General features: G+C 67.2%; 27 protein-coding genes. 7 read left to right on the top strand and 20 right to left on the bottom strand.

Translation table 11 applies throughout. From position 1 onward, the window contains the following. Positions 1-61 precede the first annotated feature (61 nt). Positions 62-802: an acetoacetate decarboxylase gene (locus U5798_RS16045; RefSeq protein ID WP_322082627.1), complete on the bottom strand. Its 741-nt coding sequence runs from the start codon at positions 800-802 to the stop codon at positions 62-64. A 424-nt stretch (positions 803-1,226) separates the two neighbouring features. On the opposite strand from U5798_RS16045, the gene U5798_RS16040 reads away from it, so the two are divergent. Further along, positions 1,227-1,808 (top strand): undecaprenyl-diphosphatase, encoded by a 582-nt coding sequence (locus tag U5798_RS16040; RefSeq protein ID WP_322082626.1) that lies wholly within the window; start codon positions 1,227-1,229, stop codon positions 1,806-1,808. Between the two features lie 26 nt (positions 1,809-1,834). Here the strand turns inward: U5798_RS16040 and U5798_RS16035 are convergent, their stop codons facing one another. The 3 genes from U5798_RS16035 to U5798_RS16025 form a co-directional block, all read right to left on the bottom strand. Beyond that, a complete protein-coding gene (locus U5798_RS16035) occupies positions 1,835-2,059 on the bottom strand; it encodes a hypothetical protein (protein ID WP_124456769.1) in 225 nt (74 codons plus the stop codon). Between the two features lie 181 nt (positions 2,060-2,240). Then, positions 2,241-3,062, bottom strand: coding sequence for a siderophore-interacting protein (locus U5798_RS16030; RefSeq protein ID WP_322082625.1), 822 nt, complete (start codon positions 3,060-3,062; stop codon positions 2,241-2,243). Positions 3,063-3,100: 38 nt separating this feature from the next. Next, on the bottom strand, positions 3,101-3,811 hold the full coding sequence (locus tag U5798_RS16025; RefSeq protein ID WP_124456767.1) for a PadR family transcriptional regulator: 711 nt from the start codon (positions 3,809-3,811) through the stop codon (positions 3,101-3,103). Between the two features lie 289 nt (positions 3,812-4,100). Between U5798_RS16025 and U5798_RS16020 the strand changes: the two genes are divergently transcribed. Continuing rightward, positions 4,101-4,304: a hypothetical protein gene (locus U5798_RS16020; RefSeq protein WP_322082624.1), complete on the top strand. Its 204-nt coding sequence runs from the start codon at positions 4,101-4,103 to the stop codon at positions 4,302-4,304. 13 nt (positions 4,305-4,317) lie between these two features. Continuing rightward, positions 4,318-4,806 carry a hypothetical protein gene (locus tag U5798_RS16015; RefSeq protein ID WP_322082623.1) on the top strand — a complete coding sequence of 163 codons (489 nt, stop codon included), beginning with the start codon at positions 4,318-4,320 and terminating at the stop codon, positions 4,804-4,806. Positions 4,807-4,854: 48 nt separating this feature from the next. Here the strand turns inward: U5798_RS16015 and U5798_RS16010 are convergent, their stop codons facing one another. The 6 genes from U5798_RS16010 to U5798_RS15985 form a co-directional block, all read right to left on the bottom strand. Continuing rightward, a complete protein-coding gene (locus U5798_RS16010; protein WP_322082622.1) occupies positions 4,855-5,394 on the bottom strand; it encodes a cytochrome b in 540 nt (179 codons plus the stop codon). A 208-nt stretch (positions 5,395-5,602) separates the two neighbouring features. Further along, positions 5,603-6,697 (bottom strand): porin, encoded by a 1,095-nt coding sequence (locus U5798_RS16005; protein WP_322082621.1) that lies wholly within the window; start codon positions 6,695-6,697, stop codon positions 5,603-5,605. 176 nt (positions 6,698-6,873) lie between these two features. Next, a complete protein-coding gene (locus U5798_RS16000) occupies positions 6,874-7,596 on the bottom strand; it encodes an SDR family NAD(P)-dependent oxidoreductase (protein WP_124456762.1) in 723 nt (240 codons plus the stop codon). Then, a complete protein-coding gene (locus U5798_RS15995) occupies positions 7,574-8,695 on the bottom strand; it encodes a 2,3-butanediol dehydrogenase (protein WP_124456761.1) in 1,122 nt (373 codons plus the stop codon). The genes U5798_RS16000 and U5798_RS15995 overlap by 23 nt, the downstream gene beginning before the upstream one ends. A 1-nt stretch (position 8,696) precedes the next feature. Beyond that, positions 8,697-10,004, bottom strand: coding sequence for an MFS transporter (locus U5798_RS15990; RefSeq protein ID WP_322082620.1), 1,308 nt, complete (start codon positions 10,002-10,004; stop codon positions 8,697-8,699). 18 nt (positions 10,005-10,022) lie between these two features. Then, positions 10,023-10,556, bottom strand: a complete 534-nt coding sequence (locus U5798_RS15985) for a 2,4'-dihydroxyacetophenone dioxygenase family protein (RefSeq protein WP_124456759.1) — start codon at positions 10,554-10,556, stop codon at positions 10,023-10,025. Positions 10,557-10,732: 176 nt separating this feature from the next. Here U5798_RS15985 and U5798_RS15980 point away from each other — a divergent pair, with 176 nt between their 5' ends. Further along, entirely contained in the window at positions 10,733-11,713 is a 981-nt protein-coding gene (locus U5798_RS15980) for a helix-turn-helix domain-containing protein (protein ID WP_322082619.1), read from the top strand. An 86-nt stretch (positions 11,714-11,799) separates the two neighbouring features. On the opposite strand, the gene U5798_RS15975 is transcribed toward U5798_RS15980, so the two are convergent. From U5798_RS15975 to U5798_RS15955, 5 genes are all read right to left on the bottom strand, one after another. Continuing rightward, positions 11,800-13,365 (bottom strand): GMC family oxidoreductase, encoded by a 1,566-nt coding sequence (locus U5798_RS15975; RefSeq protein WP_124456757.1) that lies wholly within the window; start codon positions 13,363-13,365, stop codon positions 11,800-11,802. A gap of 149 nt (positions 13,366-13,514) precedes the next feature. Beyond that, the gene (locus U5798_RS15970; RefSeq protein WP_124456756.1) at positions 13,515-14,483 is read right to left on the bottom strand and encodes a helix-turn-helix domain-containing protein; all 969 of its coding nucleotides are present in this window, start codon (positions 14,481-14,483) and stop codon (positions 13,515-13,517) included. A 203-nt stretch (positions 14,484-14,686) separates the two neighbouring features. Continuing rightward, positions 14,687-15,475, bottom strand: a complete 789-nt coding sequence (locus tag U5798_RS15965; protein WP_322082618.1) for a hypothetical protein — start codon at positions 15,473-15,475, stop codon at positions 14,687-14,689. A gap of 182 nt (positions 15,476-15,657) precedes the next feature. Continuing rightward, the gene (locus U5798_RS15960; RefSeq protein WP_322082617.1) at positions 15,658-16,605 is read right to left on the bottom strand and encodes an aldo/keto reductase; all 948 of its coding nucleotides are present in this window, start codon (positions 16,603-16,605) and stop codon (positions 15,658-15,660) included. 346 nt (positions 16,606-16,951) lie between these two features. Beyond that, the gene (locus U5798_RS15955) at positions 16,952-17,572 is read right to left on the bottom strand and encodes a LysE/ArgO family amino acid transporter (protein ID WP_124456754.1); all 621 of its coding nucleotides are present in this window, start codon (positions 17,570-17,572) and stop codon (positions 16,952-16,954) included. Between the two features lie 110 nt (positions 17,573-17,682). Between U5798_RS15955 and U5798_RS15950 the strand changes: the two genes are divergently transcribed. Further along, positions 17,683-18,576, top strand: a complete 894-nt coding sequence (locus U5798_RS15950) for a LysR family transcriptional regulator ArgP (RefSeq protein WP_085038216.1) — start codon at positions 17,683-17,685, stop codon at positions 18,574-18,576. A gap of 48 nt (positions 18,577-18,624) precedes the next feature. On the opposite strand, the gene fnr is transcribed toward U5798_RS15950, so the two are convergent. The 3 genes from fnr to U5798_RS15935 form a co-directional block, all read right to left on the bottom strand. Continuing rightward, entirely contained in the window at positions 18,625-19,371 is a 747-nt protein-coding gene (fnr, locus tag U5798_RS15945; RefSeq protein ID WP_124456753.1) for a fumarate/nitrate reduction transcriptional regulator Fnr, read from the bottom strand. Positions 19,372-19,473: 102 nt separating this feature from the next. Beyond that, complete coding sequence (locus tag U5798_RS15940) at positions 19,474-19,941, bottom strand: universal stress protein (RefSeq protein ID WP_124456752.1); 468 nt, start codon at positions 19,939-19,941, stop codon at positions 19,474-19,476. Positions 19,942-20,398: 457 nt separating this feature from the next. After that, positions 20,399-20,806 (bottom strand): DUF3005 domain-containing protein, encoded by a 408-nt coding sequence (locus U5798_RS15935; RefSeq protein ID WP_322082616.1) that lies wholly within the window; start codon positions 20,804-20,806, stop codon positions 20,399-20,401. A gap of 281 nt (positions 20,807-21,087) precedes the next feature. On the opposite strand from U5798_RS15935, the gene U5798_RS15930 reads away from it, so the two are divergent. Together U5798_RS15930 and epsC are read left to right on the top strand one after the other, a co-directional pair. After that, positions 21,088-21,321 (top strand): hypothetical protein, encoded by a 234-nt coding sequence (locus U5798_RS15930; protein ID WP_034189753.1) that lies wholly within the window; start codon positions 21,088-21,090, stop codon positions 21,319-21,321. 137 nt (positions 21,322-21,458) lie between these two features. Next, positions 21,459-22,379, top strand: coding sequence for a serine O-acetyltransferase EpsC (gene epsC, locus U5798_RS15925; RefSeq protein WP_124456750.1), 921 nt, complete (start codon positions 21,459-21,461; stop codon positions 22,377-22,379). 49 nt (positions 22,380-22,428) lie between these two features. Here epsC and U5798_RS15920 read toward each other — a convergent pair whose 3' ends face one another. Both U5798_RS15920 and folE read right to left on the bottom strand, forming a co-directional pair. Beyond that, positions 22,429-23,232, bottom strand: a complete 804-nt coding sequence (locus tag U5798_RS15920; RefSeq protein ID WP_124456749.1) for an SDR family oxidoreductase — start codon at positions 23,230-23,232, stop codon at positions 22,429-22,431. Continuing rightward, on the bottom strand, positions 23,232-23,867 hold the full coding sequence (gene folE / locus U5798_RS15915; RefSeq protein WP_322082615.1) for a GTP cyclohydrolase I FolE: 636 nt from the start codon (positions 23,865-23,867) through the stop codon (positions 23,232-23,234). The genes U5798_RS15920 and folE overlap by 1 nt, the downstream gene beginning before the upstream one ends. Positions 23,868-23,916 lie beyond the last annotated feature (49 nt).

Below are 23,916 nucleotides of genomic sequence, written 5' to 3'. Positions count from 1 at the left end.
GTTGCTCATGTTCGAATTCCCGTGGTGAAAGGATTGACAGGGAGAAAGGACAGCGGACGTGTTATTGAGCCAGGTAATCGTAGACGACTTCGCCGAGGCCCAGCGTCAAATCTGCGACCAGGTGCCGGGCTTCGACGATTTCGAGCACGGGCAGGTCGGCCACCGGCGCCAGTGCGTGCGGCGCCAGTTCGAGCGACGCCGGGCCCGTCCACGCGCCCTTCATCTTGATGTCCTGCATGTAATAGCGCACCAGTTCGCACACGCGCGCGGTGCCGTCGACGTGCGGGATGATCTTCAGCAGGAAATTGGGGCCGGCGAGACGCTTCGTCTGCTCGTCGATGTCGAGTTCCTTGTGCTTGTAGCCCATCGTGCCGGTGGCGACGCGCACCTTGCCGTAGTCGAGCGTACCGAGGATGTGATCGGTGTTCACGTGCAGCGTGGGCGACGCGAGTTTCTTCGGGAAGCCCCACAGCTCGCGGCCGCCGGCGATCGGCGGGTGATCGTCGAGATACATCGCGAGCGTATAGCCGCCCGGCTGGCCGTTGTATTCGACGGGGATGACCTGGCCGCTTTCGGTGTAGTCGCCGAAGCCGGTCGAATCGGCCATGCGAATGAATTCGTAATGCACGAGCGGCTCGGTGATCTGCAGCGGCTCGGGGACAATTTCACGGAGACGATCCGGATCGGTGCGATACGTGATGATCAGAAACTCACGATCGACGAAACGGTACGGGCCCATCGGGAAGGCAGGGCTGGTCAACGGCATCGCAAACGCTTTCGATCGGACATCGCTGGCTTTCATGCGGACTCCTTGTTGTTGATCGCTTCGTGGATGAGTGCTCGTAATCGTATGCCTGTGCGTTGCCGTTGTGCGATGCCGCATATGGAATTAATTGTTGCCGATTTCGAATAATTTGCGGCGTAAATATTGAGATGAACGATGCAAACGGCAGGGAAGGCGCCCGGCGGCCCGATGGTCGCACGCGTCGATGACGCCACGATGTGAAAAAGGTGAGCCTTTACGGGAGACAGTCGCGCGGGAATATGACAATTGTGTGAACTTGTGTTGCAGTGCAGGCTCTAAGTGCGTTCGCCGCAGCGGGCTTCGCCGGCCGCGGCGGCGGCTGCCACCGCCGTATTAAGCATCGCTTAAGCGGGCGCGCCCTAGCATCGTTCGTATCAGGCCGGGCACCGGTCGATTTTTTACGCCCCACGCAACCGGATTCATGCAGAACCTCAATCTCACCCTCTTTTCCGCCATCAACGCCGGGGTTGCGCCGCAGCCGGGCGTCGCCCGACTCGCCATCTTCGCCGCCGACTGGCTCGTCTATGCACTGCCGGCGATGCTGCTGCTGACCTGGATCTTCGGTGCGCGCCCGACACGGCGCCAGGCGATCGAAGCCGGCGTCGGCGTATGCGCGGCGCTCGTGCTCGCGCAAGTGATCGGGCATTTCTGGTTCTCGCCGCGCCCGTTCATGGCCGGCGTCGGCACGCAGCTGATTCCGCATGCGCCGGACAGCTCGTTTCCGAGCGATCACATGACGTTCGCGTGGAGCATGGCGGTCGGCCTGATGCTCGGCGGCACGACTCGCGTGACCGGGTTCGTGATGGCCGCGCTGGCCGTGGCGATTGCGTGGGGGCGCATCTATGCGGGCGTGCACTGGCCGTTCGACATGGCGGGCGGCGTGCTGGTCGGCACGGCCGGCGCGCTGGCCGCGCACCTGTACGGGCAACGCGTGATCGTGCTGCTCGAACGGATCGGCGATTCGGTGCACGCGGTCGTGATGGGGCGCCGGCACGCGCCCTGAGTGAAAGGCAATCGGGCAGGACGCCGTCAGCCGGGTGTCTTGGCCGATTCGGCCGATGCGGACGGGCCGCCGCCCGCATCGTGCAGTTCAGCCGTATCGGTCGGGTGCTGAGCGGCATCGCGATCGAGGGCGCTTTCCTTCAGGATCGCGCACATCGCGACGAACAGTGCGAGTACCACCGCGGCGAGGCCGCAATAGCCGACGATCTTCAGGTTGCGAAGGAAAGGCGAAGCGTGGCTTTCTTTTGTCATGACCGGGCGCTCCTGGGCGGGCTGCGGCGGCTGTCGCCCGACAGCGGCGTCGCACACACAGATATATACCAGCCGCGATGCCGATGCCAAGCCCGCTGGTGCGCGGACGCCACGATTGTGTCATCCGCCGGTCGACCGGGCGCCCGTTGCCGGGCACGCCTATATCGGGCGTCCGTATCCGTCAGTCTTCCAGCGTTTCGTGCACGGCCGCCGCGCCGCGCTTCCAGTAGGCCGCCGCGCGGATGCGCGATTTGTCGACGCCGCGCTCGCCGGTCAGGTGCTGGCGGACCGCACGCATCGACAGCGCTTCGCCGGCCGCCCACACGTAGCCGTCGCCGGACGGCGGCAACGGCAGGTCGCGGACGGCATTCAGCAGCGCATCGCCCTCTGCCGCGTCGGCTTCGGCGCGGAAGCGCCAGACTTCATGCACGTCGGCGCGCGTGTCGAACGCGATCTGCGCGGCACGATCGGCCACTTCCAGCACGACGGCCGCACGCGCACCGGCCGGCAACTCCTCGAGACGCCGCGCGACGGCCGGTAGCGCCGTATCGTCGCCGATCAGCAGATGCCAGTCGAAACCGGTCGGGACGACGAACGAACCGCGCGGGCCGCCGATGCCGAGCCATTGGCCGACCCGTGCCTGTGCCGCCCACTGCGACGCGGGGCCCGGATGGGCCAGCACGAATTCCAGATCGAGTTCGCAGGCGGCGCGGTCGAAGCGGCGCGGCGTGAAGTCGCGCGCGACCGGCTTCGGCTCGCCTTCCGGAAACTCGGGGCCGTTCGCGCCGAGCGTCGGCATCGCGGGCCGTTCGGCGCCGGGCGGCGGGAAAAACACCTTCACGTGATCGTCGAACGACGCGGATTCGAAATCCGCGAGATCGGGGCCGCCGAGCGTGACGCGCAGCAGGTGCGGTGTCACGGCATGCACACGCAGGACCTGCAGCAGGCGGAACTTGAGGGTATGGCGCACGCGGGTCACGGTGCGCTCGGATGTGTTCTGCATCGATCCGTTCTCCTTGAGGTTTGACGGGGCTGCGCGAATCACGCGCCGGAGCCGCCTTCGATTTCGGCCGTCGCGCGGCGCATGATGGCCGCGATGCGGCGTTGTTCGTCGGCATCGGCGGCGCTCTTGTGCAGCAGCGCGCGCTTGAGCGCGACGCGCGCCTCGACGAACTCCGGCAGCCAGCCGGCCTGCGATTCGTCCGGTGCTTCGTTGCCTGCCGATTCCCCGGCGAACGCGCGGCGCATGAACTCCATCTTGCGGGCGAGGTGCGTGAGGCGGGCGAACAGCGTGTCGACGCGTTCGCGCTGCGCATCGAGATGCGCGCGGCCGGCGTCGGTCAGCGCATAGCGCTTGCGGTTGCCTTCCGCCTGCGACGCGACGAAGCCGACTTCTTCCAGATACGTGAGTGCCGGATACACCATGCCGGGGCTCGGGCTGTAGAAACCGTTCGAACGCGTGTCGAGCGCCTTGATCAGCTCGTAGCCGTGGCTCGGCTGCTCGGCGACCAGCGCGAGCAGCAGCAGCTGGAGATCGTCGGAGCTGAACTGGCGGCCGCGCGGCATGCCGTCGTCGCCGAAATCGCCAAAGCCGCCGCGCCCGCCCCGGCCGCCGAACGGGCCGCCACCGAACATGTCGTGGCCGCGACGGTGGCGGCCGATCGCGTGCCAGAGACCGGCGAACCAGTCGGGGCGGGCATGCGCACCATGACCGTCGCAACGGTCATGGCCGCGGAAGTGATTGTGTCGCATGATCCTGTCCTATATGTCGAAAAACATATCTAAAGATATATATCGAAAGATAGGGCGTCAAGGGGATTTATTTGGGGTTGGATGGGGGTGGGATGGGTGATGCCGTGCATCGCGCGATGACCTCGCGCGTCGCAGCCCATGTCAACAATGGTCAATTTCCCTGCCGGCGTGTTGTGGTCCGCGTACGCAGTGGCGACAATCGGCCCGCTCGCCCGGGCGAGCACGCTTCAGAGGCGGTTCGAAAAGCCGCTGGACGCGGCTCTCGTTTTTCGCGCCTTGGAAAATTCGAATGACGTTCATCCTGCCGCACAATCCCCGCCAAGACCGGCGTCAACGCGCCGATGCGCTGCTTCTCGAAGCGACGACGGATGACGGATTCGTCCGCGAATCGCTGCGTATCGTCGCCGAGGCCCGGCAACGCATCGAGGATTCGCGCGGATTGACAACCGATGCTGGACGGCTTGACATGCACGATGTCGCCGATATCGCGTAAGAGGTCACCGACCATGGGATCCAAAGCCGCGAGCCGTACATGGAAGGTCGCACTGGCGCTGGTCGCGCTGACGGGCGTCGCATTGTTCGCGCTCGGCGCGCGCATTCATTTCGGCTACTACGCCGACAACCGGCAGGCCGCACTTCGGGCGGAAGCGTTGGCCGTGCAACGCTTCAACACGCAGGCGTTCGACGCGATCTACGACGATGCGGCTGACGCGATGCACGCCACCGTGTCACGAACGCAGGCTGTCGACGCGATGCGTGCGACGCTGAAAGCGTACGGGACCATCGTCGAGGACAACGAAGGCGCGACGACCTGCTTCCCGGATCCGGTCCGCATGGTGCGCTGGCTGAAGTCGTCGAACGGCATCGACCTGACGCAGATAAGCCTGTGGTCGACACCGGGCGGCGAGGCGAAACTGGTGATGATGCGGATTTCGCCTGGGCATGCGAGCTTCGACCCCGAGATCGTCCGCCGGAATCGCTGCGGTTCGCGGTGAGTCGCCAATGAAGGACGCGCCGCGTACCGGCGCGTGTTCCCGTTTCCTTCAGATCCCCATCCGTTCCGCCACGCCGTCGCGATCGACGAACTTGTGCTTCACTGCGGCGCCGACGTGCAGGGCCAGCAGCAGGCCGAGCGTCAGCACCAGCGCGCGATGCAGCGTATCCGTCAGGAGTCGCAACGGTTCGTCGCGACCGACGAGCACCGGCAGTTCCGTGAGGCCGAAGAAGCTGACCGCGTGTGCGCCTGTGAGGCGATGCACGTAGCCGGTCAGCGGCACGAGAAACAGCAGCAGGTACAGCACGCCGTGCAACGCGCCGGCGATCCGCGCCTGCCAGGCCGGAACGCTGTCCGGCAGCGGCGGCGGCGTGTGCGTCGCGCGCCAGACGAGGCGCGGCACGGTCAGCATGAAGATCAGGCTGCCGATCGACGCGTGATAGAACAGGATGCCGTTGAACTGCGACGAGTTGTGCGGATACGTATCCATGTAGAGCCCGATCGACAGGTTCAACAGGATCAGGATCGCGATTGACCAATGCATGGCGATCGCGAAGCGTGCGTAGGCGGTGTGGTTGGGCTGTGACATGAGCGATCTCGCTGATTCGGGTGGGGTGCCGCGCACCCGCGTGTCCGGTGCGGCGAACGGCGTGGCGACACCCGATGTACCGGTGCCGCGCCGGATTTATTCCCGATGCATGCGTCGCTTCGACGATCTCGCGAAGGCGCTGCGCCGCGTCCCGCGTATCGACGCCGGCATCGGCCGCGATACCGCGGCCGGCGCCTGTTTTTCGCCGTTAGAACCGCGTACTGAACCCGATCCGCGCAATCGACTGCAGTGCGCCGCTCGATGCACCGTTCGCGTCCATCACGCCGTTGATCTGCGCGTTGCTGCCGTGGCCGGTGCGCTGATGCACGCCGGCGACGTACACCATCGTGCGTTTCGACAGCCAGTACTGGACGGCGGCCAGGAATTGATGTGCATGCGCGTTGTCGAGCGTGTCGTTACCCAACATGTACGTGTAGCTCGCGCCGATTACCCATACCGGCGACGGCCGCCACGCCGCACCGGCTTCGGCCGACCACGCACCCGCGCCGTTCCGCGCGTTGCGTACGGTCGTGAAAAGCGCCTTCCCCGTGACCGTGCCGACCGTGTAGTGCACGCCCGCGCCCCAGTTGCGCACGCTGGTGGGCGGCAATCCGCCGGCCGCGCCGTATTTCTGGTTCGTATAGGCCGCGCCTGCGCCGAACGGGCCGTTGTCGTAGCTCGCGCCGACGCTGACCGTGTTGTTCGCGCCGACCGACCCGGCGACGTTGCCGAAGCCGTACAGCGCGCCGAAGGTGAGGCCCGACAGCGACGGGCTCGTGTACTTGACCGAATTCGCGACGCGATTGCTGCCGGCGACGCGGTCCCAGTCGAATGCGCCGGTCGGGTTGTTCGGCAGCGCGAGCTTGTCGAACGGCCCGTTGCGAAAGCCGTACAGGCCGACGAGATCCTGTGCGATCTCGTTGCCGCTCGCGGCCAGCGAATCGACCATGAACTCGTACTGGTTGCCGAGCGTCAGCGTGCCGTACCGGTCGTTCTGCAGCCCGACGTAGGCCGTGCGCGCGAACAACCCGCCGCCGATGATCGAGCCGTTGCCGAGCGAGTACTGGTTCACGAGCCGGAAGATCGCGCGCGTGCCCGCGCCGAGATCTTCCTTGCCCTCGAAGCCGAGCAGGTTCGGAAAGAAGATGTTGTCGTCGAATTTCGCGGCGCCGTGGCCGCTCTGGTTGCTGACATAGCTGATGCCGGCATCCATCAGCCCGAACATCGTCACGCTGCTCTGTGCAAACGCCGCAGCCGGAATCGTGCAGGCCGCCGCAAGTACCAGTAGGGTCTTTTTCGTCATCTCCAAAGTGCTCCTCACATGTTTCCGATCGGATCGGATATTTTTGATTGGACTACTGATTGATATGAATAAATCAGAACCGGGGAATCGTGGTTCAGGGGCAGCAGAAAGGGACCGGGCCGCGCAACGGGCATCGGCGGGTGTCGTGAACCTGCCGATGCCGTGCGCGCCGTGGGCTAGACCGTCGAGTACCCGCCGTCCACCGGCACGACCGCGCCCGTCACGAACGACGCGCCGGGCGAGCACAGGAACAGGATCACGTCCGCGACCTCGTCGGCCGAGCCCCAGCGCCCGAGCGGCGTGCGATCGAGGATGCGGCGCGACGCCAGCGCGTCGGCCATCAGCCCGGTACTGAGCGGCGTGTCGATCCAGCCGGGCGCGACCGCGTTCACGCGGATGCCGCGATCGGCCCATGCCTGTGCGAGCGAGCGCGTGAGCTGCGCGATGCCGCCCTTGCTCGCGCTGTAGGCGGGCCGGTCCTTGCTGCCGAAGTACGTGTACATCGACGCGACATTGACGATGCTGCCGCCGTGTGCCGACAGCGCCGGCCGTGCGGCATCGGACGCGCGCATCACCGACGTCAGGTTCACGTTCAGCACGAGCTCGAACTGGTCCATCCGGTATTCGTCCGCGTGCCGGCTGATGCCGACGCCGTTGACGAGCACGTCGAGCCGCGGCAGCGCCGCGATCGTGCGCGTCAGCGCGTCGCTGTCGGTCACGTCGAGCTCCACGCAGCGGATGCCCGCATGTACGGGCGCGTGTGGGCCGGCGGCGTCGAGCCCGAGCGCGACGACCGACGCGCCCGCTTCCGCGAACCGCAGCGCGGTGCGCGCGCCGATGCCCGACGTGCCGCCCGTCACGACGACGGACTTGCGTTCAAACGCCCACTGACGACTCATGCTCGACACTCCCGGTGGTTGGTGCGCGACGGGCCGGCCGCTGCGCGGGTGAAACGAGGATCTTGATCTGCGTGCGGTCGGCGAGCAGCGCGTCGAAGCCGTCGGCGACGGCGTCTTCAAGCGACACGGTGCGCGTGACGATCGACGTGAGGTCGAGCGCGCCCGACGCGACGATCCGCAGCAGGTCTTCGTAGGCATGCCGGTAGCCGACGCTCGCCGTGAACGTCAGCTCGTCGTTGACCGCGCGAAACGCATCGAAGCCCGCATGCGGCATCAGGCCGACCATCACGAGGCGGCCGCCCTTGCGCAGTGCCCGCATCGCCGATTCGAACGTGGCCTGCAATCCGGCCGCTTCGAAGCTCGTATCGACGCCGAGCCCGCCCGTGGCCGCGCGAATTGCGTCCTGCAACGTGGACGCATCGAGCCCGCGCGCGTCGAACGCGTGCGTCGCGCCGAAACGCGTGGCCGCCGCGAGCCGTTCGGGTGATACGTCGACCGCTACGATCGTCGTCGCGCCCTGCAGTTTCGCGAGCATGATCAGCAGTAGACCGATCGGGCCGAGCCCGAACACCGCACAGGTCTCGCCGAGCCGCAGTTCGCCGCGCCGCAGCGCGTGCAGCGCGACGGCGGCCGGCTCCATCACCGCGGCCTGTTCGAGGCTTACGCCGTCGGGCAGGCGATGCAGCATGTAGGCCGGCACGACCGCGAAGTCGGCCATCCCGCCGTCGCCCATCAGCCCGGCGAAGCCCATCGACACGCACAGGTTGTACGACCCGGCGCGGCAGTACGCGCACTGGCTGCAGCGGTATTCGGGCTCGACCGCGACGCGGTCGCCCGCGCGCAGCGCCGTCACGCCTTCGCCGACTTCGACGACGGTGCCGCAGAACTCGTGGCCGAGCGTCAGCGGAGCGGTGCGGCGCGACAGCGGATGCGGCGTGTCGACCGGAATCGCATGCGGGCCGTCCGCATATTCATGCAGGTCGCTGCCGCAGATCCCGCAATACGCGACCGCGATGCGCACGTCGCCGGGGCCGACGCGCGGCGTGTCGATTTCGACAAGACGGACGTCGCGCGGGCCATGCCATTGAAGTGCCCGCATGTCAGCGTCCTCCGAGGTTTTGCGTATCGAGGCGGCCGGCGGCAGAACCGGCGAGCGCGCGCTTGCGCAGCACGGCGGGCGCGGTTTCGACGAGGCCGAACGACAGCACGCACGCGAGGATCGCGCCGGCGGTCGACGTCCACATCGCGAACTGCAGGCCGTACTTGTCGGCCGCGAAGCCGGCGACGGTCGGCGCGACGAAGCCGCCGATCAGCTCGCCGGCGCCCATGATCAGCCCGAGCGCGCTGGCGATCGCGCGCGGCGGCACCGTTTCGGCCGGGATCGTCGCCATGAACAGCGTGAAGCAGCCGAGGCCCGTGTACGTGGCGAACACGAGCGCGCCGAGCGCCCAGACCGAGCCGACGTGGATCAGCGCGACCGGGCACGCGGCCGCGATCAGCGCGAACGCGATCATCGTCGGCTTGCGGCCGATCCGGTCGGAGATCGCCGGCACCGCGAAGCCCCAGAACACCCACGCGGCACCGAGGCAGGTCATCACGACGCCCATGCCGGACGGCGACAGGTGACGGCTTTCCACGAGGAACACCGGTGCGAACGAGATGATCACGACGAACCACGTGAGGAAGAAGCAACTGATCAGCACGCACAGCAGGATGTTGCGTTCCTTCAGCAGCGCCCAGCGGTTGACCTCGGCGCCGCCGCTTGCGGCCGGTACCGCGGCGGTATCGGCCTGCGCGTGCCGCACGCCGCCGGGCGGCACTTCGCGCACCCAGCGCCAGATGCAGAACGCGATCAGGAAGCCCGGGATGCACGAGACGTAGAACGCCTCGCGCCAGCCGTACGTGGTCGCGATGCCGATCACGACCGGCGGCCCGATCATCGCGCCGAGCAGGCCGGCGGCCGAGCCTTGCAGCAGGCCCATGTTCAATCCGCGACGGCTCGGTGTCGAGCTTTCGACCATCAGCGATTGCGACAGCGGCAGCACGGGGCCTTCGGCGATGCCCATCAGCGCGCGGAATGCGATCAGGCTCGCGAAGCCGCCGACGAGCCCGGACAATGCCGAGCACACGGAAAACCCGAGCACGGCCGCGATCAGCAGCGGCTTGCGCGTGCCGCGCGCATCGGACCATGCGCCGGTCGCAGCACCCGACAGCGCCCACGTGAGCGCGAGCGCGGACGACACCATGCCGAGCTGCGTGTTCGTCAGGTGCAGCTCGGCCGACATGAACGGGAACAGGAACGACAGCGCGAGGCGGTCGAAGAACACGAAGCCGAACGTCATGAACAGGATCAGCAGCAGCCTGTTCTCGTACGTCCAGGCGGATCCGGATGAGGAGGGGGATGTCATGGGAGGCCTCGCCGTGCGTCAGCGGAACAGCTTCTCGATCGCTTGCGCGCCGAGGCCGACCTTCTCGTAGTGCGCCTTGCACATCGCGATGTACGAGTGCACGTCGAAGTAGCCGTCGGGGTTGCCTGCTTCGTCGAGCCAGATCAGCGGCCCCTTGACGATGAAGAACGCGCGCATCGGCTCGGGATGATCGAACGCGACCAGCGTGTGGCCTTCGCCGGGCGTCTCGTACACGAAATCGCCGCGCGTCGCGGTCCATTCATGCTCCAGGTAGCCCCATTTTCCCGACAGCGTGTACGCGAACACCTCGTGCGGGTGATAGTGCCGGTTCACGAGCCCGGCTTCCTTCGCCATCAGGATGTCGCACCACTTGTTCTGCGACGGCGAGATCCACAGCGGTCGAGACGAAACCGTTTCGGTGAACGGAACGTAATAGCGCTCGTCGTCGGTGGCCGCGTTCGGGATGTACGCTTCGGGCAGCGCATCGGGCTTGAACGGATTGGCAATCGCCGGGATGTCTTGCCAGAATTCGGATACGGCTTTGTCGACCACGGCTTGTCTCCTTGTGTGGGTTGTCGTGGGCTCGACTTTAGCCAGCCGGTGGGCGCCGCTCTTGACTGGGCTGGACGAATTGCTTGACCGCGCCGGACATTGCACCGCACCAAAATCCAGACGAACCATCCCCCAATCCGTGCCGCTCCGCACGACAGGCGCCCGCAGGAGGTGACGTGACGAATTCGACCGTTCTTTCATGCACGCGAGGCTCGACGGCCGACGTGCCGGCGCGCGACAGGATGGCGTACTGGGATGCGTTCAATGCGGCGACGCTGGTCGGGCTGCGCTGCTCGTCGCTGTCGCCGGCCGGGCTCGAGGTCGAGAAGACCGACATCGCGCTGCCGGGCCTCGGCATCGCCGACATCAGCGGCCAGGATCACGTGATCGAACGCGGCCCCGCACTGGTGCGCCAGCTGCCGAAGGAGTCGCTGTTTGCGTGCCAGATCGTGAGCGGGCGCGCGTATTTCATCCAGCGCGACCGGTGCCTGCTCGCGGAGGCCGGCGATGTGGTCGTCTACGACACGCGCGTGCCTTATCTGTTCGGATTCCTGACGCCGATGCGGCAGCTGCTGATCGACATTCCGGTCACGTCGTTCGACGACCGGCTCGATGCGGAGCTGGCTGCGCTGCCGCTGCGGATCGCGCCGAAGCCGGGCGCGGGCGCGATGCTCGGCGCGACGTTGCGCGCGAGCGTCGAGCGGTTCATGAAGGATCCGGTCGAGCGCGACGCCGCGCGGTTTGCCGAACACACGCGCACGCTGATCGCGGAACTCATCGACACGGAAGTAAACGGCGCGGGTGCGTCGCGCGCGTCGCTGTCGTACCTGCTGACCGCGAAGCAGTACATTGCGACGCATCTCGGCGAGCCGGAGCTCGCGCCGCAGGCCGTCGCCGATGCGGTCGGGCTGTCGCTGCGGCACCTGGGCCGGCTCTTCGCGGCCGAAGGCGAGTCGATCACGCAGCACATCTGGTCGGAGCGGCTGTCGCATGCGCATCGCGAGCTGACCGATGCGCGGCTGCGCAAGACGAGCATCGGCGAGATCGCGTTTCGCTGGGGGTTCTCGAGCCAGGCGCACTTCAGCCGCGCGATTCGTGAGCGCTACGGTGCGTCGCCGATGGCGCTGCGCGATGCGGCGCGTGTGGGCGGGAGCTGACGCAGGTTTTCCGATGGTTCGGCGGCGCGTGTGTCACGCGCCGTTTGCGTTTCCATGGCGCGCCAGGCCGTAATACGTGCGCCGCGTCACTCCGCCAGCATGAACTCCGCGCAGCGCTCCGCGATCATGATCGTCGGCGCGTTCGTGTTGCCGGACACGATGCGCGGCATTACCGATGCGTCGCAGATCCGCAATCCGTCGACGCCTTGCACGTCGAGGCGCGGCGTGACGACTGCTTCCGCATCGTTGCCCATGCGGCACGTGCCGGCCGGGTGATAGACGGTTTTCGCGCGGTGCCGCACGTAATCGGCGAGTGTCGCGTCGGTCAACGTCTCCGCTTCGCGGACGATGCGCGCGAGCGATGGCGCGCGGATGATCTGCCGCGCGAGCGCGACGCCGCGCACGAGGCCGTCGACGTCGGCCGGATCGGACAGCGCGCCGCTGTCGAACAGGATCGGCGCGGCCGGATCCTTGCCGCGCAGTTGCACGGAGCCGCGTGAGCGCGGCCTGAGCAGGCACGGGTTGATCGACAGGCCGTGGCCGGGCAGCGGCGCGCGATCGACGTCGCCGACGAGCGTCGGCAGCACGTGGAACTGGATGTCCGGGCGGCCGCTGCCCGTCGTGTCGACGAACGCGCCCGATTCGACGACGTTCGACGTCAGCAGGCCCGTGCGGCACAGCATCCACTGCAGCCCGTGCCGCAGCGCCTTCAGCCCGCGATCCTCGCCGAGCAGGCTGACCGGCGCGTGGCTGCGGCCGTAGATCGATACCTCGAGATGGTCCTGGTAGTTCGCGCCGACTTCACGGCTGTCGTGCAGCACGTCGATGCCGTGCGCATGCAGGTGCGCGCCCGGCCCGATGCCAGACAGCATCAGCAGCTTCGGCGTGCTCAGCGCGCCGGCCGCGAGCACGACGTCACCGCGCGCGGCGGCCGACCCCGTTGCGCCGCTTTCGCTGCGCCAGTCGACGCCCGTTGCACGCCGCCCGTCGAACCGGATGCGCGTCACGCGGCAGCCGGTCAGCACGCGCAGGTTCGGATGGGCAATCGCGTCGGCCAGATAGGTGGCTGCGGTGCTGCCGCGCTGCCCGTCGAAGATCGTCGTGTGATAGAAGCCGACGCCGTGCTGCGCGGCGCCGTTGAAGTCGTCGTTGTACGCGATGCCGGCTTCCTGCGCGGCCTTCACGAACGCGAGGCTCAGCGGATGCCGGAAGCGCGTGTCGCCGACCTTCAACGGCCCGTCGGTGCCGTGGAACGGCTCGGACAGCCGCAGGTGCGATTCGGCGCGCTTGAACACCGGCAGCACGTCGTCCCAGCCCCAGCCCGTGCAGCCGAGCGCGGCCCAGTCGTCATAGTCGTCGCGCGTGCCGCGCACGTACAGCATCGCGTTGACCGAACTGCCGCCGCCGAGCGTGCGGCCCTGCGGCACGTAGGTCTTGCGGCCCGCCGCACCGGGCTGCGGCTCGCTCTCGAACGTGACCGTGCGCTGCGTGCCGAGCACCCGGATGAACGTTGCCGGAATCCGGACGAACAGGCTGTCGTCCTTCGGACCGTCCTCGAGCAGCAGTACACGCCTGCCAGCCTTCACCAGCCGATGCGCGACCGTACAGCCGGCCGAACCGCCACCGACGACGATATGGTCGTACGTCTCCATCCCGCTTCTCCTCCTTGCTGTCGGGCGGCGAAACGAGTGCCGCCGCACAGGAAGCCAGCTTAGCGAGCGGGTTGCGGCCCCTTTTGACCGGGACGGACGCCGTGCTTGTCTCGCCGGGACACGGCGACGGATGGCGGTGCGAACAGGCCCTAGCGCGTGTCGGCCGGCACGCGCGTGTCGCTTGGCGTCTCGCCGAACCGCGCGCGATAGCTGCGGCTGAAGTGCGCACTGTTGTTGAAGCCCCAGCGGAACGCGATTTCGCTGACTGTCAGGTGCTTGAGCGACCGGTCGCGCAAGTCGGCGCGGCAGCGTTCGAGCCGCCGCGCGAGGATGTAGCGCGTGAGCGGCATCCCCTCGATCTCGAACACGCGCGCGAGCTGGCGCGGCGACAGGTTGATCGCGCGGCTCACCGACTGGCTGTCGAGATCGTCGTCGGCGAGATGGCTGTCGATGAACGCTTTCGCGCGCGACAGTGTGTGGACTGTCGACTTCGTCGGCGACGCATCGCCGTCACGCAGCCGCAGCATCGACTGCACGAGATCGAGGATCGCGGCGGCGCGCCGTTCGCGCGCGTCGGGCGTCGGTTCCTGCGGCGCGGCGAGCAGTGCGTACACCTGCCGCACGGCCCACGACGTCACGCCGTCGTCGCGATCGATCTTGACGAGGCTGCGGTAGCGCCACGGGCCGACGCGCGCTTCGAACACGTCGCGCGGCACGTCGAGCACGGTCATCGCCATGTCGGCCGGAAAGCCGTGACCGTACGGCATCGACGTGTCGTACAGCACGAGGTCGCCCGGCGCGTGCTGCATGCAGTCGACGTCCTGGAACGTATAGCCGCGCCCCTCGTGCATCAGGCAGATGAACACGGCGTCGCGCTGGTCCGCGTGAATGTTGTGCGGCGTGCGTACGACCGCGTGCCGGTTCGCGACGATGTCGCATGCGCTGAATAGCCCGAGATCGCGCTTGCGCATCGATGCGTCGATCCCTTCGGACGACTTGCCGCTGCATTCGATACGAACGAGCGTGCGCGCGACATGGTCGACCCAGAACTCGACGCGCTCGGCGCCGCGTACGGCGCGCGTCGAGACCGTGGCGATCTCCGTGCTGGTGTCCGGCATGACGTTCTCCCAATGGCCGCCTGAGCGGCGCAGTCTCGGGCACGTCGAATGGCGCGGTCAATCCGTGAAAGACCCGGGGCCGGCGTGTGACGCGCTTGCCGCGGGGCGCTGCGGGCGGACGCGCGATCGATGTCCGGCCGAGTCAACGAAAGCGGCCGTGCGAGTCAAAACTTCGGCGCGATTTTCGGATAGGCGATACGTGTTTACTTGGACGAAGACGATGGCGGCCCGAGCGACACGTCCTGCTCGTAACCCATCTTGCCGTCACGGAACTCGACGCTCACGTAGCCGGCCCGCCGTGCGTCGGCGACGTTCGCGTAGATCGCCGTCATCACCATCCCCGCGTCGCAACCCAGCGTGATCGTGCGATCGACGCGGCCTGTCGCGATGTTCACGGCGCGCAGCGACTGCATCGCGATACCGCACTTGTCGGATAGCGCATAGGTGCCGACCAGCATGTGCGTCTTCGTGCGGTACCACATCGGAATATCGACGGTGCCGTCGAGCTGGAAGTGACCCTGGTCGTTGTCGTTCAGTCGCCCGACTTCGTTCAGCGTGATCGGGAGCGTGTTGCGGCCGTCGTCCCAGGTGCCGGTTGCCGTTTTACCGACGACCGTCAGTGCAATCGGGCAAGGCTTCGGCCGTGCTGGCGATGCAGCCGGCACGACCGGCGAATCGGCGTTCGATGCGGGCGATGAGGCTTCGCACAGCGTCATGCGGCCGTCGGGCTCGCGATGGCCCCGCAACGGGATCGGCTTGCGATGCGCGTCGTAGTAATAGCTGCCGTCGACGCGCCAGCGGCCCGCGTCGTTGCGGTTGATTGCGTCGTAGGTCTGCAGCGACACGTGAACGGGGGCATTGCCGATCGTGCCGGTGTAGTTCGCGATTTCGTACCAGCCAGCGAAGGACGCGGCCGGCGCGCAGGCGAGCAGTGCGGCAATCGTTGCGGAGAACAGGCGGGAGAATCGGGCGCGGCGCGTGATTCGGGTCATCGGCGGTCGTGTGCGTGGGTGGGATCGGGCGCGAAGGATGCTCGCATTGTATCCATCCGTCATTTCCGAACTTTCCGCCTCCGCACACACGGCGAAACCGAAGCACCTATGACACAGGCCGGTCGCGAAACCGCGCGGATTGCGCGACTCCACCGACCGCCCTGCTGCCGCCGCCGCGAATGTCAGGTCGCGCTGGCGTCGTCGATCTGTCGGATGTCGTCCTGATCGAGCTGAATGCGGATCGCTTCGCCGAGCAGCTCGAGCTGCGCGAGCGACGTCGCGCTGGCGATCGGCGCGGTGATCGTCGGCCGCGCGATCTGCCACGCGAGCGCGATCGCGGCCGGCTGCGTGTGGTGCTTCGCCGACACGGCGTCGAGTGCCGCGAGGATGCGCAGCCCGCGTTCGTTGAGATAGCCGGCGACGCGGTCGCCGCGCACGCTCTTCTTCAGGTCGGCCTCGCTGCGGTACTTGCCCGACAGGAAGCCGCTCGCGAGCGCGTAGTAGTTGACGACGCCGAGCTTCAGGTCGCGCACGACCGGCTCGAGATCGCGCTCGTAGCCGGCGCGGTCGACCAGGTTGTACTCGGGCTGGATGACCTGGTACGCGGGCAGCCCGTCGCGCTGGCTTATGGTGGCGGCTTCGCGCAGGCGCGCGCCGCTGTAGTTCGACGCGCCGATGATGCGCACCTTGCCTGCTTCGATCAGCGTCTGATACGCACCGAGCGTTTCTTCGAGCGGGGCCGTGTCGGCGAGATCGCGGTGCGAGAAATACAGGTCGATGTAGTCGGTCTGCAGGCGGCCGAGCGACTCGTCGACGGCCTTCAGGATGTTGTCCTTCGTCAGCCCCGCGCGTGCGCCCAGCAGGCCGACCTTGGTCGCGATCACGACCTGCTCGCGCTTGCCGGAGCGCTTGAGCCACTTGCCGATGATCGTTTCCGATTCGCCGCCGCTGTTGCCGGGTACCCAGGCCGAATAGACGTCGGCCGTGTCGATGAAGTTGATGCCGGTGTCGGCGAGTGCGTCGAGCAGCGAAAACGACGCGTTCTCGTCGACGGTCCAGCCGAAGACGTTGCCGCCGAACGCGAGCGGCGAAACCTGGATGGTCGATGTGCCGAGTGTGCGATGTGCCATGTTCCTCTCCGATAACTGCGGGTAACGGGATTGAACTGCGGGATGGGGCGATGCGAATGCGGCGGGACGGTGCGGTGCGCGGTGCGCATCCACCGTTGTCGCGGGACACAGGACATTCTCGCCGATCGCTTCGGTTCGTGCAGCCGGCGCGTGGCCGCGATGACGCGTGACTTGCAGCAGATGGCGGACGCTTCGTCCGTTACGTGAGTGTTTCGTATGGCTGCGTTCGATCGGGTGCGATTTTATGCAGCGGGGAGCGCGAAGAGGAGCGGCGGCCTGCCCGGCGTTGCGCCGGCGCGGAAGGGGACGCGGGCGGCAGTCGGCCGCCCGTGCGAGAGGGAGTCGGTCAGCGCAACTGCACAGCCGCGAGAAACAGCACCATGCTGCCGATCGCGCCATCCAGCACGCGCCACGCGACGGCCTTGCGGAACCACGGCGCCAGCAGTCGCGCGCCGTAACCGAGCCCGAGGAACCACACGACGCTGACGGTCATCGCGCCGATCGCGAACGCGAGCCGCGCGCCTTCCGGCTCGCGTGCGCCGGCCGTGCCGATCAGCAGGAACGTGTCGAGATACACGTGCGGATTGAGCCATGTGAACGCAAGCGTCATCAGCACGATCGAGAGTGCGCCTTGCGATGGCGGCGCGACCGCGTCGCCGCGCACGTCGAGCGTTGCGTGACCCGGCTTGAACGCGCGGCGCAGCGCGTTGATGCCGAACCAGGCGAGATACGCGAGGCCGACGTACAGCACCGCATGAACGAAGGTCGGATAGCGTTCGACGAGCACCGACGCGCCACCGACGCCCGCGCCGATCAGGATCATGTCGGACACCGCGCACAGCAGCACGATCTTGCCGACATGCGCGCGCATGATGCCTTGGCGGAGGACGAACGCGTTCTGCGCGCCGATGGTGACGATGAGCGAACCGCACAGGGCGGCGCCGTGGGAAAAAGCGAGCCAGTTCATGATGATGGGCAGCGGTGGAAGCAGTAGACGAATGAATCGGGTAGCGCTAGTCTGCGGTCAGCATGAAAATAAGAGAAGCTAATTCACCTAATGCGGATTAAGGAAATCTAATGCTCGACTACGCGTTGCTCGATGCCCTCGCGGCCGTGATCCGGCACGGTTCGTTCGAGCGGGCGGCCAAGGAGCTGAATGTCACGCCGTCGGCCGTGTCGCAGCGCGTGAAGCTGCTGGAGGAGCGCGTCGGCAGCGTGCTCGTCAAGCGCGGGCAGCCGTGCGTCGCGACAACGTCGGGTGCGCTGCTGTGCCGGCATACCGAGCGCGTGCAGTTGCTCGAAGCCGAACTGGGCGGCCGGATGCCGGCGCTGCCGGGCCAGATCGCGAGCGCGTGGCCGACGTTGCGCGTGGCCGTCAACGACGACAGCGTCGCGACGTGGTTCATCGACGCGGTCGGGCCGTTCTGCACGGAGCGCGAGACGTTGCTCGACCTCGTGATCGACGACCAGGATTACACGGCGTCGCGCATTCGCGACGGCAGCGTGCAGGGCGCCGTGACCGCGCAGGCCGAGCCGATCCAGGGATGCCGCTCCGAGCGGCTCGGGCGCATCCGCTATCGCGCGGTGTGCTCGCCGGTGTTTTACGAACGCTATTTCGGTGCGGGCATCACGCGCGACGCGCTGCGCCGCGCGCCGTGCGTGATGTTCAATCCGAAGGACGGGCTGCAGGCGCGTTTCATCCGGCGCGTGACACGCGCGGATCTCGATCCGCCGCAGCACTGGATACCGCACGTCGCAGGCTACCTGCGCGCATGCGAAACGGGATTGGGATGGGGGATGTGCCCGGACCGGATGGTCGATCGCCAACTGGCGGCGGGCGAGCTGGTGGACATGTCGCGCGGGCGGACCGTCGACATCGATCTCTACTGGCAGAGCTGGCGTCTGTCGATCGGCTGGCTCGACGACTTCAGCGCGGCGCTGAAGGCGCGCGCTGCGCTGTTTCTCGATTGATTCGGGGTGCGATGCAGGCGGCGCGCGAGCCGTGCGCGCCGCGCGGGATCAGACGTGCTGCAGGCCGTCGAAGTCGACGATCTGCACGTGGCGGCCCTGCATTTCGATCAGGCCGCGCTTCTGGAACTTCGACAGCGTGCGGCTGACCGTTTCGAGCGTCATGCCGAGATAGCTGCCGATGTCTTCGCGCGTCATCCGCAGGTTGAATTCCGAGGGCGAGTAACCGCGCTTCAGGTAGCGCGACGACACGTCGAGCAGGAAAGCGGCGACGCGCTCCTCGGCATTCAGCGAACCGAGCAGCATCGTTTGCGACGTTTCGCGCACGATCTGTTCGCTCATCAGCTTGTGCATGCGCAACTGCATCGAGCCGGCTTCGGAGCACAAGGTTTTCAGCGCGCTGTACGGGATCACGCAGACGGAGCTGTCTTCCAGCGCGACTGCGGTGCGCGGGTGGGTATCGTCGCAGATGCCGTCGAGGCCGAGCGCTTCACCGGCGAGATGCAGGCCCGTGACCTGTTCGCGGCCGTCATGGCGCGTCGCGACGGTTTTCAGCGAACCCGAGCGCACGGCGTACAGGTTGTCGAATGCGTCGCCTTCGCGGAACAGCGCTTCGCCGCGCTTGACGGGGCGAGCCGCGCAGATGACCGACTCGAGGCGGCTGAGTGCTTCGGGTGCCAGGCCCTGCGGCATGCACAGGTGCCGCATTGCGCATGACGAGCAGTGCGCGGCCTGGCGAGGCGCCCAGCTACCGGCATGAGGCGTGGCGGCGGGACGTGTGGCGACGGGCGTCAGCATGATCGTTTACTCCGGCGTTGAATCGACGGAATCATTGTCCCACCGCAAGTTGCCGCTGTCGGGTGACAAAACGTCGCGACCGGCGGCGCATGCCGGATGCCGTCAGGCTGCGGGTTCGTCGACGTTCGCGGCCGCCGGAATCAGCAGCACGGGCAGCGTGGCGTGCCGCACGCATTGCTCGGCGATGCTGCCGAGCACGAGGCGGCGGAACCCGCGGCGGCCGTGCGTGCCGAGCACGAGCAGATCGGCGCCGAACGCCTTCGCGCCGTCGAGGATCAGCGACGACACATCGTTGATCGACGTCGCCTCGTTCAGCCGCGTTTCGCCTTTCACGCCGGCGGCCTGCATCCGCTTCGTGAAATCCTGCGCGAGTTCGTTGCCCTGCGCGACGAGCTGATCGCGCAGCACGGACGGATCATAGCCGGGCACGTTGTAGTAGATCGCGGCGTTCTCGACGACGTAGAACGGCTGCAGCTCGGCGCCGTGCGCTTTCGCGAGCGCCAGCGCGGCATCGAACGCGTGACGGGACGTGTCGCTGCCGTCGACGGCAACCAGAATACGCTTGTACATAGTGTCTCCGAGTGGCGAGTTGAAACGAAGTCGGCCGGATGGCCGATCAGGCTGGGCAATGCGCGATGCTGCGAGGCAGAGTAAACCAACGGCGGGGACTTTGCAGTGAGGTGCTCGTCGGGGCGCGTGGCTGCACCGCGCGACGTGCGGTGCGTGGCTCGGTCATGGCTGCCGCTGTTCGCATCGGTGGCGGGAACGCATGAGCAGGCAGCGGCGTGACGCGTTGCGTGGGTACGCGCATCGATGCACCGCACGTATCGCCATTCAATCGCAATCGCGCCGTTTCGGCATGACTTCGATCAACGCATGTGCATCGGCACGATTCGCGGCGTGCATAAAGCCGCGGATGCGTGAAATCGTTCACTCGAGCGTCGGTCGATCCCGCGCCGATCCATCGGCATCGGTCGCCGGCCGGTGCCGGCACGCGAACGAACGATCGATTCAAACGCCGCGCCGGCTACCCCGGCACGGCGGTCAGCTCGATGATGCGTTCCGGCCGCCGTCCGTGGCCGGGCCAGTACGTGCTGCCGTACATCCGGTGAACGGGACCGAACAGCGCGTCGCCCGGCGCCGGCGCGTCGAAGCCTTTCTCGATCACCATGTAGCCCGCGCGCAGCGCGAACGCCGGATGGTTGCCGCCGGGTCGGCTGTCGAAACCGGCGAAGCCGTCGCCGGTTTCCGGCACCGCATTGACGAGCGACGCATTGCTGCGCGTGATCTGGTCGGGCGAGATCGGCCCGCCGCCGGCGAGGCGCGACGCCTCGCGATTCTTGCCGTCGGTGTCGACCGTGCTGTCGTGCGTGTCGTCGTTGTCGAGCTCGACGCTGCGCGGATGCACGCGACCCGTTTGACCGGATGATTCCATCGCGGCTCTCCTGGCGGCGAAAACGCTCCGGATCGAAGCAAATCCCGTTCCGGGCACGACGGGAAAAAGGCGCGCGGGCGATCGCCGCGGTCGCGCGACGCGCACTGATTTGTCATGATTTATTTCAGCTAGAAGACGCGTTTTCTACAGAGTATGATTCTTTTCCTGCGAAGCGGCGACAGGGGATGCAGTCTCGCCGCCTCTGCCCGCGCCGGGGGCGCCGCAGCACCCTTAAAGACGGGTAGTGAACAACAAAGCAAGGGACTAGAGGTGGCGGATTCATGCAAGCGACTACTGCCTTCACGCACCGCGGTTATCTGTTGAACTGCGCGCCCGCGCGCGCCAGCGATGGTTCGTTCAAGCCCTACGTCGTGATCTCCCGATCGAGCGACGGGGAGCTCGTTGCGAACCGTTTTTTTCCGATCGAGCTCCAGTTCAACGACGAAGGCGACGCGATCGCGCACGCACGCGACTGGGCCGTGCGATGGATCGACGCGAGCAGCGTCACGATGTGACGCCGCCGCGCTCGCGCCGCGCCGGCCGTCCGGCCGATCCCCGGTGTACCGCCCGCGGGCAGAAAACGCGGTAATCTTGTGGAACCCGTCACTTTATTAGCGGCCGTGCGACCGAGCGCGGCCGCCCGCATTGGCATATGTCGACATCACCCGCCCGTCAGTGGGGCCTCGAAGAAATCGTCGCCGGCTTGCGCGAGTCGCGCGAGGAACTCCATCGCACGCGCCATCCGCGCGGCATCCGTGAGCTGCCGTCGCGCGATGCGATCTGCAAGATTGTGACCGGCCTGCGCGCGTCGATGTTTCCGACGCACTACGGCGCGCCGGACCTGACGGACGAAAGCGTCGACTACTACGTCGGCCACACGCTCGAAAGCACGCTGCGCATCCTGTCCGAGCAGATTCGCCGTGCGCTGCCGTTCCTGCCCGAGCATGCCGATACGCCGTTCGCCGAACTCGACGAACGCGCGTTCGAGATCGCGCGCGAATTCGGCCGGCAGTTGCCGGCGGTGCGCGCTCTGCTCGTCAGCGACATCCAGGCCGCGTACGCGGGCGATCCGGCCGCGCAACACATCACCGAGATCCTGCTCTGCTACCCCGGCGTGCTGGCGATGATGCACCATCGGCTCGCCCATGCGCTGCACCGGCTCGGTGTGCCGCTGCTCGCGCGATTCATCAATGAGATCGCCCACTCGGCCACCGGCATCGACATCCACCCGGGCGCGCAGATCGGCCCGAGCTTCTTCATCGACCACGGCACCGGTGTCGTGATCGGCGAAACCGCGATCATCGGCGAGCGCGTGCGCGTGTACCAGGCCGTCACGCTCGGTGCGAAGAGTTTCCCGGCGGATGGCGAAGGCGCGCTGGTCAAGGGCAATGCGCGGCACCCGATCGTCGAGGACGACGTGGTGATCTACGCGGGTGCGACGATTCTCGGCCGCGTGACGATCGGGCGCGGCTCGGTGATCGGTGGCAACGTGTGGCTCACGCACAGCGTGCCGCCGGGCACGAGCGTCGCGCAGGGCAAGGTGCGCGAAGGCGGGAGCGCCGAGAAGCCGTAACGCGGCGGGCGGCGGCGCGCCCCGTTCGCACGGGCGCGCGCCGTGCGCGTCAGTGCTTGCCGTCCGGCGAGCGGTGCTTGTACAGCACGTCCTGGTCGACGCGGATCAGGTTCTGCCCCGCATCGACGACGAAATCCACGCCGTTGTACGCATTGCCGGTCAGCAGCAGGATTGCGCTCGCGACGTCGTCGGGGCCGGCGATGCGCGCGAGCGGCGTCGACGCGCGGCTCGCGTGTTCGAAGTCGGCCTGCGTCTGGTCGTCGCTCGGCAGCATCAGCCCGGGGAACACGGCATTCACGCGCAGCACCGGCGCGGACGACAGCGCGAGCATCTGCGTGAGGTTGCCGAGCGCGGCCTTGGCGACCGTGTAGCTGAAGTGGTCGCGGTGAAAGTTTTCCTTGATCTTCTGGTCGACCACGTTCACGACGACGCCCTGCGTGCCGGCCGCACGTGCCCGTTCGTAGAACGCGCGCGTGAGCAGGATCGGCGCGCGGCAGTTGACGGCCCACGCCTGGTCGAACGCCGCGAGGTCGAAGCTCGGGAAATGGTCCTGCCAGAACACCGACGCGTTGTTGACCAGCACGTCGAGGCGCCCGAAGCGCGCATACACCTGGTCGATCAGCGCGGTGATCTGTGCGGCATCCGACAGGTCGGCCTGCAGCGCCGCCGAATCGTGCCCGCGCTCGGCGATCGCACGGGCAGCCGCTTGCGCGGCATCGGCCGAACGGTCGTAGTGCACCGCGGTGCGATAGCCATGCTTCGCGAAATACTCGGCGAACGCGCGCCCGGCCCGGCGCGCGGCGCCGGTCACGAGCACGACGGGCGCGTGCGCCGTTTGCTTCGTCTGCTCCATCAGGTATTCGTCAGGTTGACTGAAGAAGGATTGGCGACGATCGACAGGAATTCGCGCCGCGTCGACGGATCGGTGCGGAACGTGCCGAGCATGCGCGACGTGACCATCTCGACGCCCGGCTTGTGCACACCGCGCGTCGAGATGCACTGGTGCGCGGCTTCGAGGATCACGCCGACGCCCTTCGGCTGCAGCACGTCGAACAGCGTGTCGGCGATCTGCACGGTCATCTTTTCCTGGATCTGCAGGCGCTTCGCGAATGCGTCGACGAGGCGCGCGAGCTTCGAGATGCCGACCACGCGATGATTCGGCAGATACGCGACGTGCGCGCGGCCGATGATCGGCACCATGTGGTGCTCGCAGTAGCTCTCGAAGCGGATGTCCTTCAGCACGATCATCTCGTCGTAGCCGTCGACTTCGCTGAACGTGCGCGCGAGGATGTCGCGCGGCTCCAGCGCATAGCCGGCGAAGAACTGCTCGTACGCGCGCACGACGCGGGCGGGCGTATCGATCAGCCCTTCGCGTGCGGGATCGTCGCCGGCCCAGCGCAACAGCACGCGGACGGCGTCTTCCGCTTCTTCACGGCTCGGCCGGGACACGGCCGGCTCGGGCCGCGCGGTTTTCTTTCCTTTACCCATGTAGTGGCTCCATCGAAGGCCGTCAGCGGCGGCCGATATCCGGCCATTG

The sequence above is a fragment of the Burkholderia sp. BCC1972 genome (assembly GCF_905339605.1).
Taxonomy (GTDB): domain Bacteria; phylum Pseudomonadota; class Gammaproteobacteria; order Burkholderiales; family Burkholderiaceae; genus Burkholderia.
Note: the sequence above shows the minus strand (reverse complement) of the source record. Positions and strands in the feature narration are given on the sequence as shown.

Excerpts from the sequence above, each read along its gene's own strand:
- U5798_RS16045 (WP_322082627.1), bottom strand. The coding sequence starts at position 802 with ATGAAAGCCAGCGATGTCCGATCGAAAGCGTTTGCGATGCCGTTGACC.
- U5798_RS16040 (WP_322082626.1), top strand. The coding sequence starts at position 1,227 with ATGCAGAACCTCAATCTCACCCTCTTTTCCGCCATCAACGCCGGGGTT.
- U5798_RS16035 (WP_124456769.1), bottom strand. The coding sequence starts at position 2,059 with ATGACAAAAGAAAGCCACGCTTCGCCTTTCCTTCGCAACCTGAAGATC.
- U5798_RS16030 (WP_322082625.1), bottom strand. The coding sequence starts at position 3,062 with ATGCAGAACACATCCGAGCGCACCGTGACCCGCGTGCGCCATACCCTC.
- U5798_RS16025 (WP_124456767.1), bottom strand. The coding sequence starts at position 3,811 with ATGCGACACAATCACTTCCGCGGCCATGACCGTTGCGACGGTCATGGT.
- U5798_RS16020 (WP_322082624.1), top strand. The coding sequence starts at position 4,101 with ATGACGTTCATCCTGCCGCACAATCCCCGCCAAGACCGGCGTCAACGC.
- U5798_RS16015 (WP_322082623.1), top strand. The coding sequence starts at position 4,318 with ATGGGATCCAAAGCCGCGAGCCGTACATGGAAGGTCGCACTGGCGCTG.
- U5798_RS16010 (WP_322082622.1), bottom strand. The coding sequence starts at position 5,394 with ATGTCACAGCCCAACCACACCGCCTACGCACGCTTCGCGATCGCCATG.
- U5798_RS16005 (WP_322082621.1), bottom strand. The coding sequence starts at position 6,697 with ATGACGAAAAAGACCCTACTGGTACTTGCGGCGGCCTGCACGATTCCG.
- U5798_RS16000 (WP_124456762.1), bottom strand. The coding sequence starts at position 7,596 with ATGAGTCGTCAGTGGGCGTTTGAACGCAAGTCCGTCGTCGTGACGGGC.
- U5798_RS15995 (WP_124456761.1), bottom strand. The coding sequence starts at position 8,695 with ATGCGGGCACTTCAATGGCATGGCCCGCGCGACGTCCGTCTTGTCGAA.
- U5798_RS15990 (WP_322082620.1), bottom strand. The coding sequence starts at position 10,004 with ATGACATCCCCCTCCTCATCCGGATCCGCCTGGACGTACGAGAACAGG.
- U5798_RS15975 (WP_124456757.1), bottom strand. The coding sequence starts at position 13,365 with ATGGAGACGTACGACCATATCGTCGTCGGTGGCGGTTCGGCCGGCTGT.
- U5798_RS15970 (WP_124456756.1), bottom strand. The coding sequence starts at position 14,483 with ATGCCGGACACCAGCACGGAGATCGCCACGGTCTCGACGCGCGCCGTA.
- U5798_RS15965 (WP_322082618.1), bottom strand. The coding sequence starts at position 15,475 with ATGACCCGAATCACGCGCCGCGCCCGATTCTCCCGCCTGTTCTCCGCA.
- U5798_RS15960 (WP_322082617.1), bottom strand. The coding sequence starts at position 16,605 with ATGGCACATCGCACACTCGGCACATCGACCATCCAGGTTTCGCCGCTC.
- U5798_RS15955 (WP_124456754.1), bottom strand. The coding sequence starts at position 17,572 with ATGAACTGGCTCGCTTTTTCCCACGGCGCCGCCCTGTGCGGTTCGCTC.
- U5798_RS15950 (WP_085038216.1), top strand. The coding sequence starts at position 17,683 with ATGCTCGACTACGCGTTGCTCGATGCCCTCGCGGCCGTGATCCGGCAC.
- fnr (WP_124456753.1), bottom strand. The coding sequence starts at position 19,371 with ATGCTGACGCCCGTCGCCACACGTCCCGCCGCCACGCCTCATGCCGGT.
- U5798_RS15940 (WP_124456752.1), bottom strand. The coding sequence starts at position 19,941 with ATGTACAAGCGTATTCTGGTTGCCGTCGACGGCAGCGACACGTCCCGT.
- U5798_RS15935 (WP_322082616.1), bottom strand. The coding sequence starts at position 20,806 with ATGGAATCATCCGGTCAAACGGGTCGCGTGCATCCGCGCAGCGTCGAG.
- U5798_RS15930 (WP_034189753.1), top strand. The coding sequence starts at position 21,088 with ATGCAAGCGACTACTGCCTTCACGCACCGCGGTTATCTGTTGAACTGC.
- epsC (WP_124456750.1), top strand. The coding sequence starts at position 21,459 with ATGTCGACATCACCCGCCCGTCAGTGGGGCCTCGAAGAAATCGTCGCC.
- U5798_RS15920 (WP_124456749.1), bottom strand. The coding sequence starts at position 23,232 with ATGGAGCAGACGAAGCAAACGGCGCACGCGCCCGTCGTGCTCGTGACC.
- folE (WP_322082615.1), bottom strand. The coding sequence starts at position 23,867 with ATGGGTAAAGGAAAGAAAACCGCGCGGCCCGAGCCGGCCGTGTCCCGG.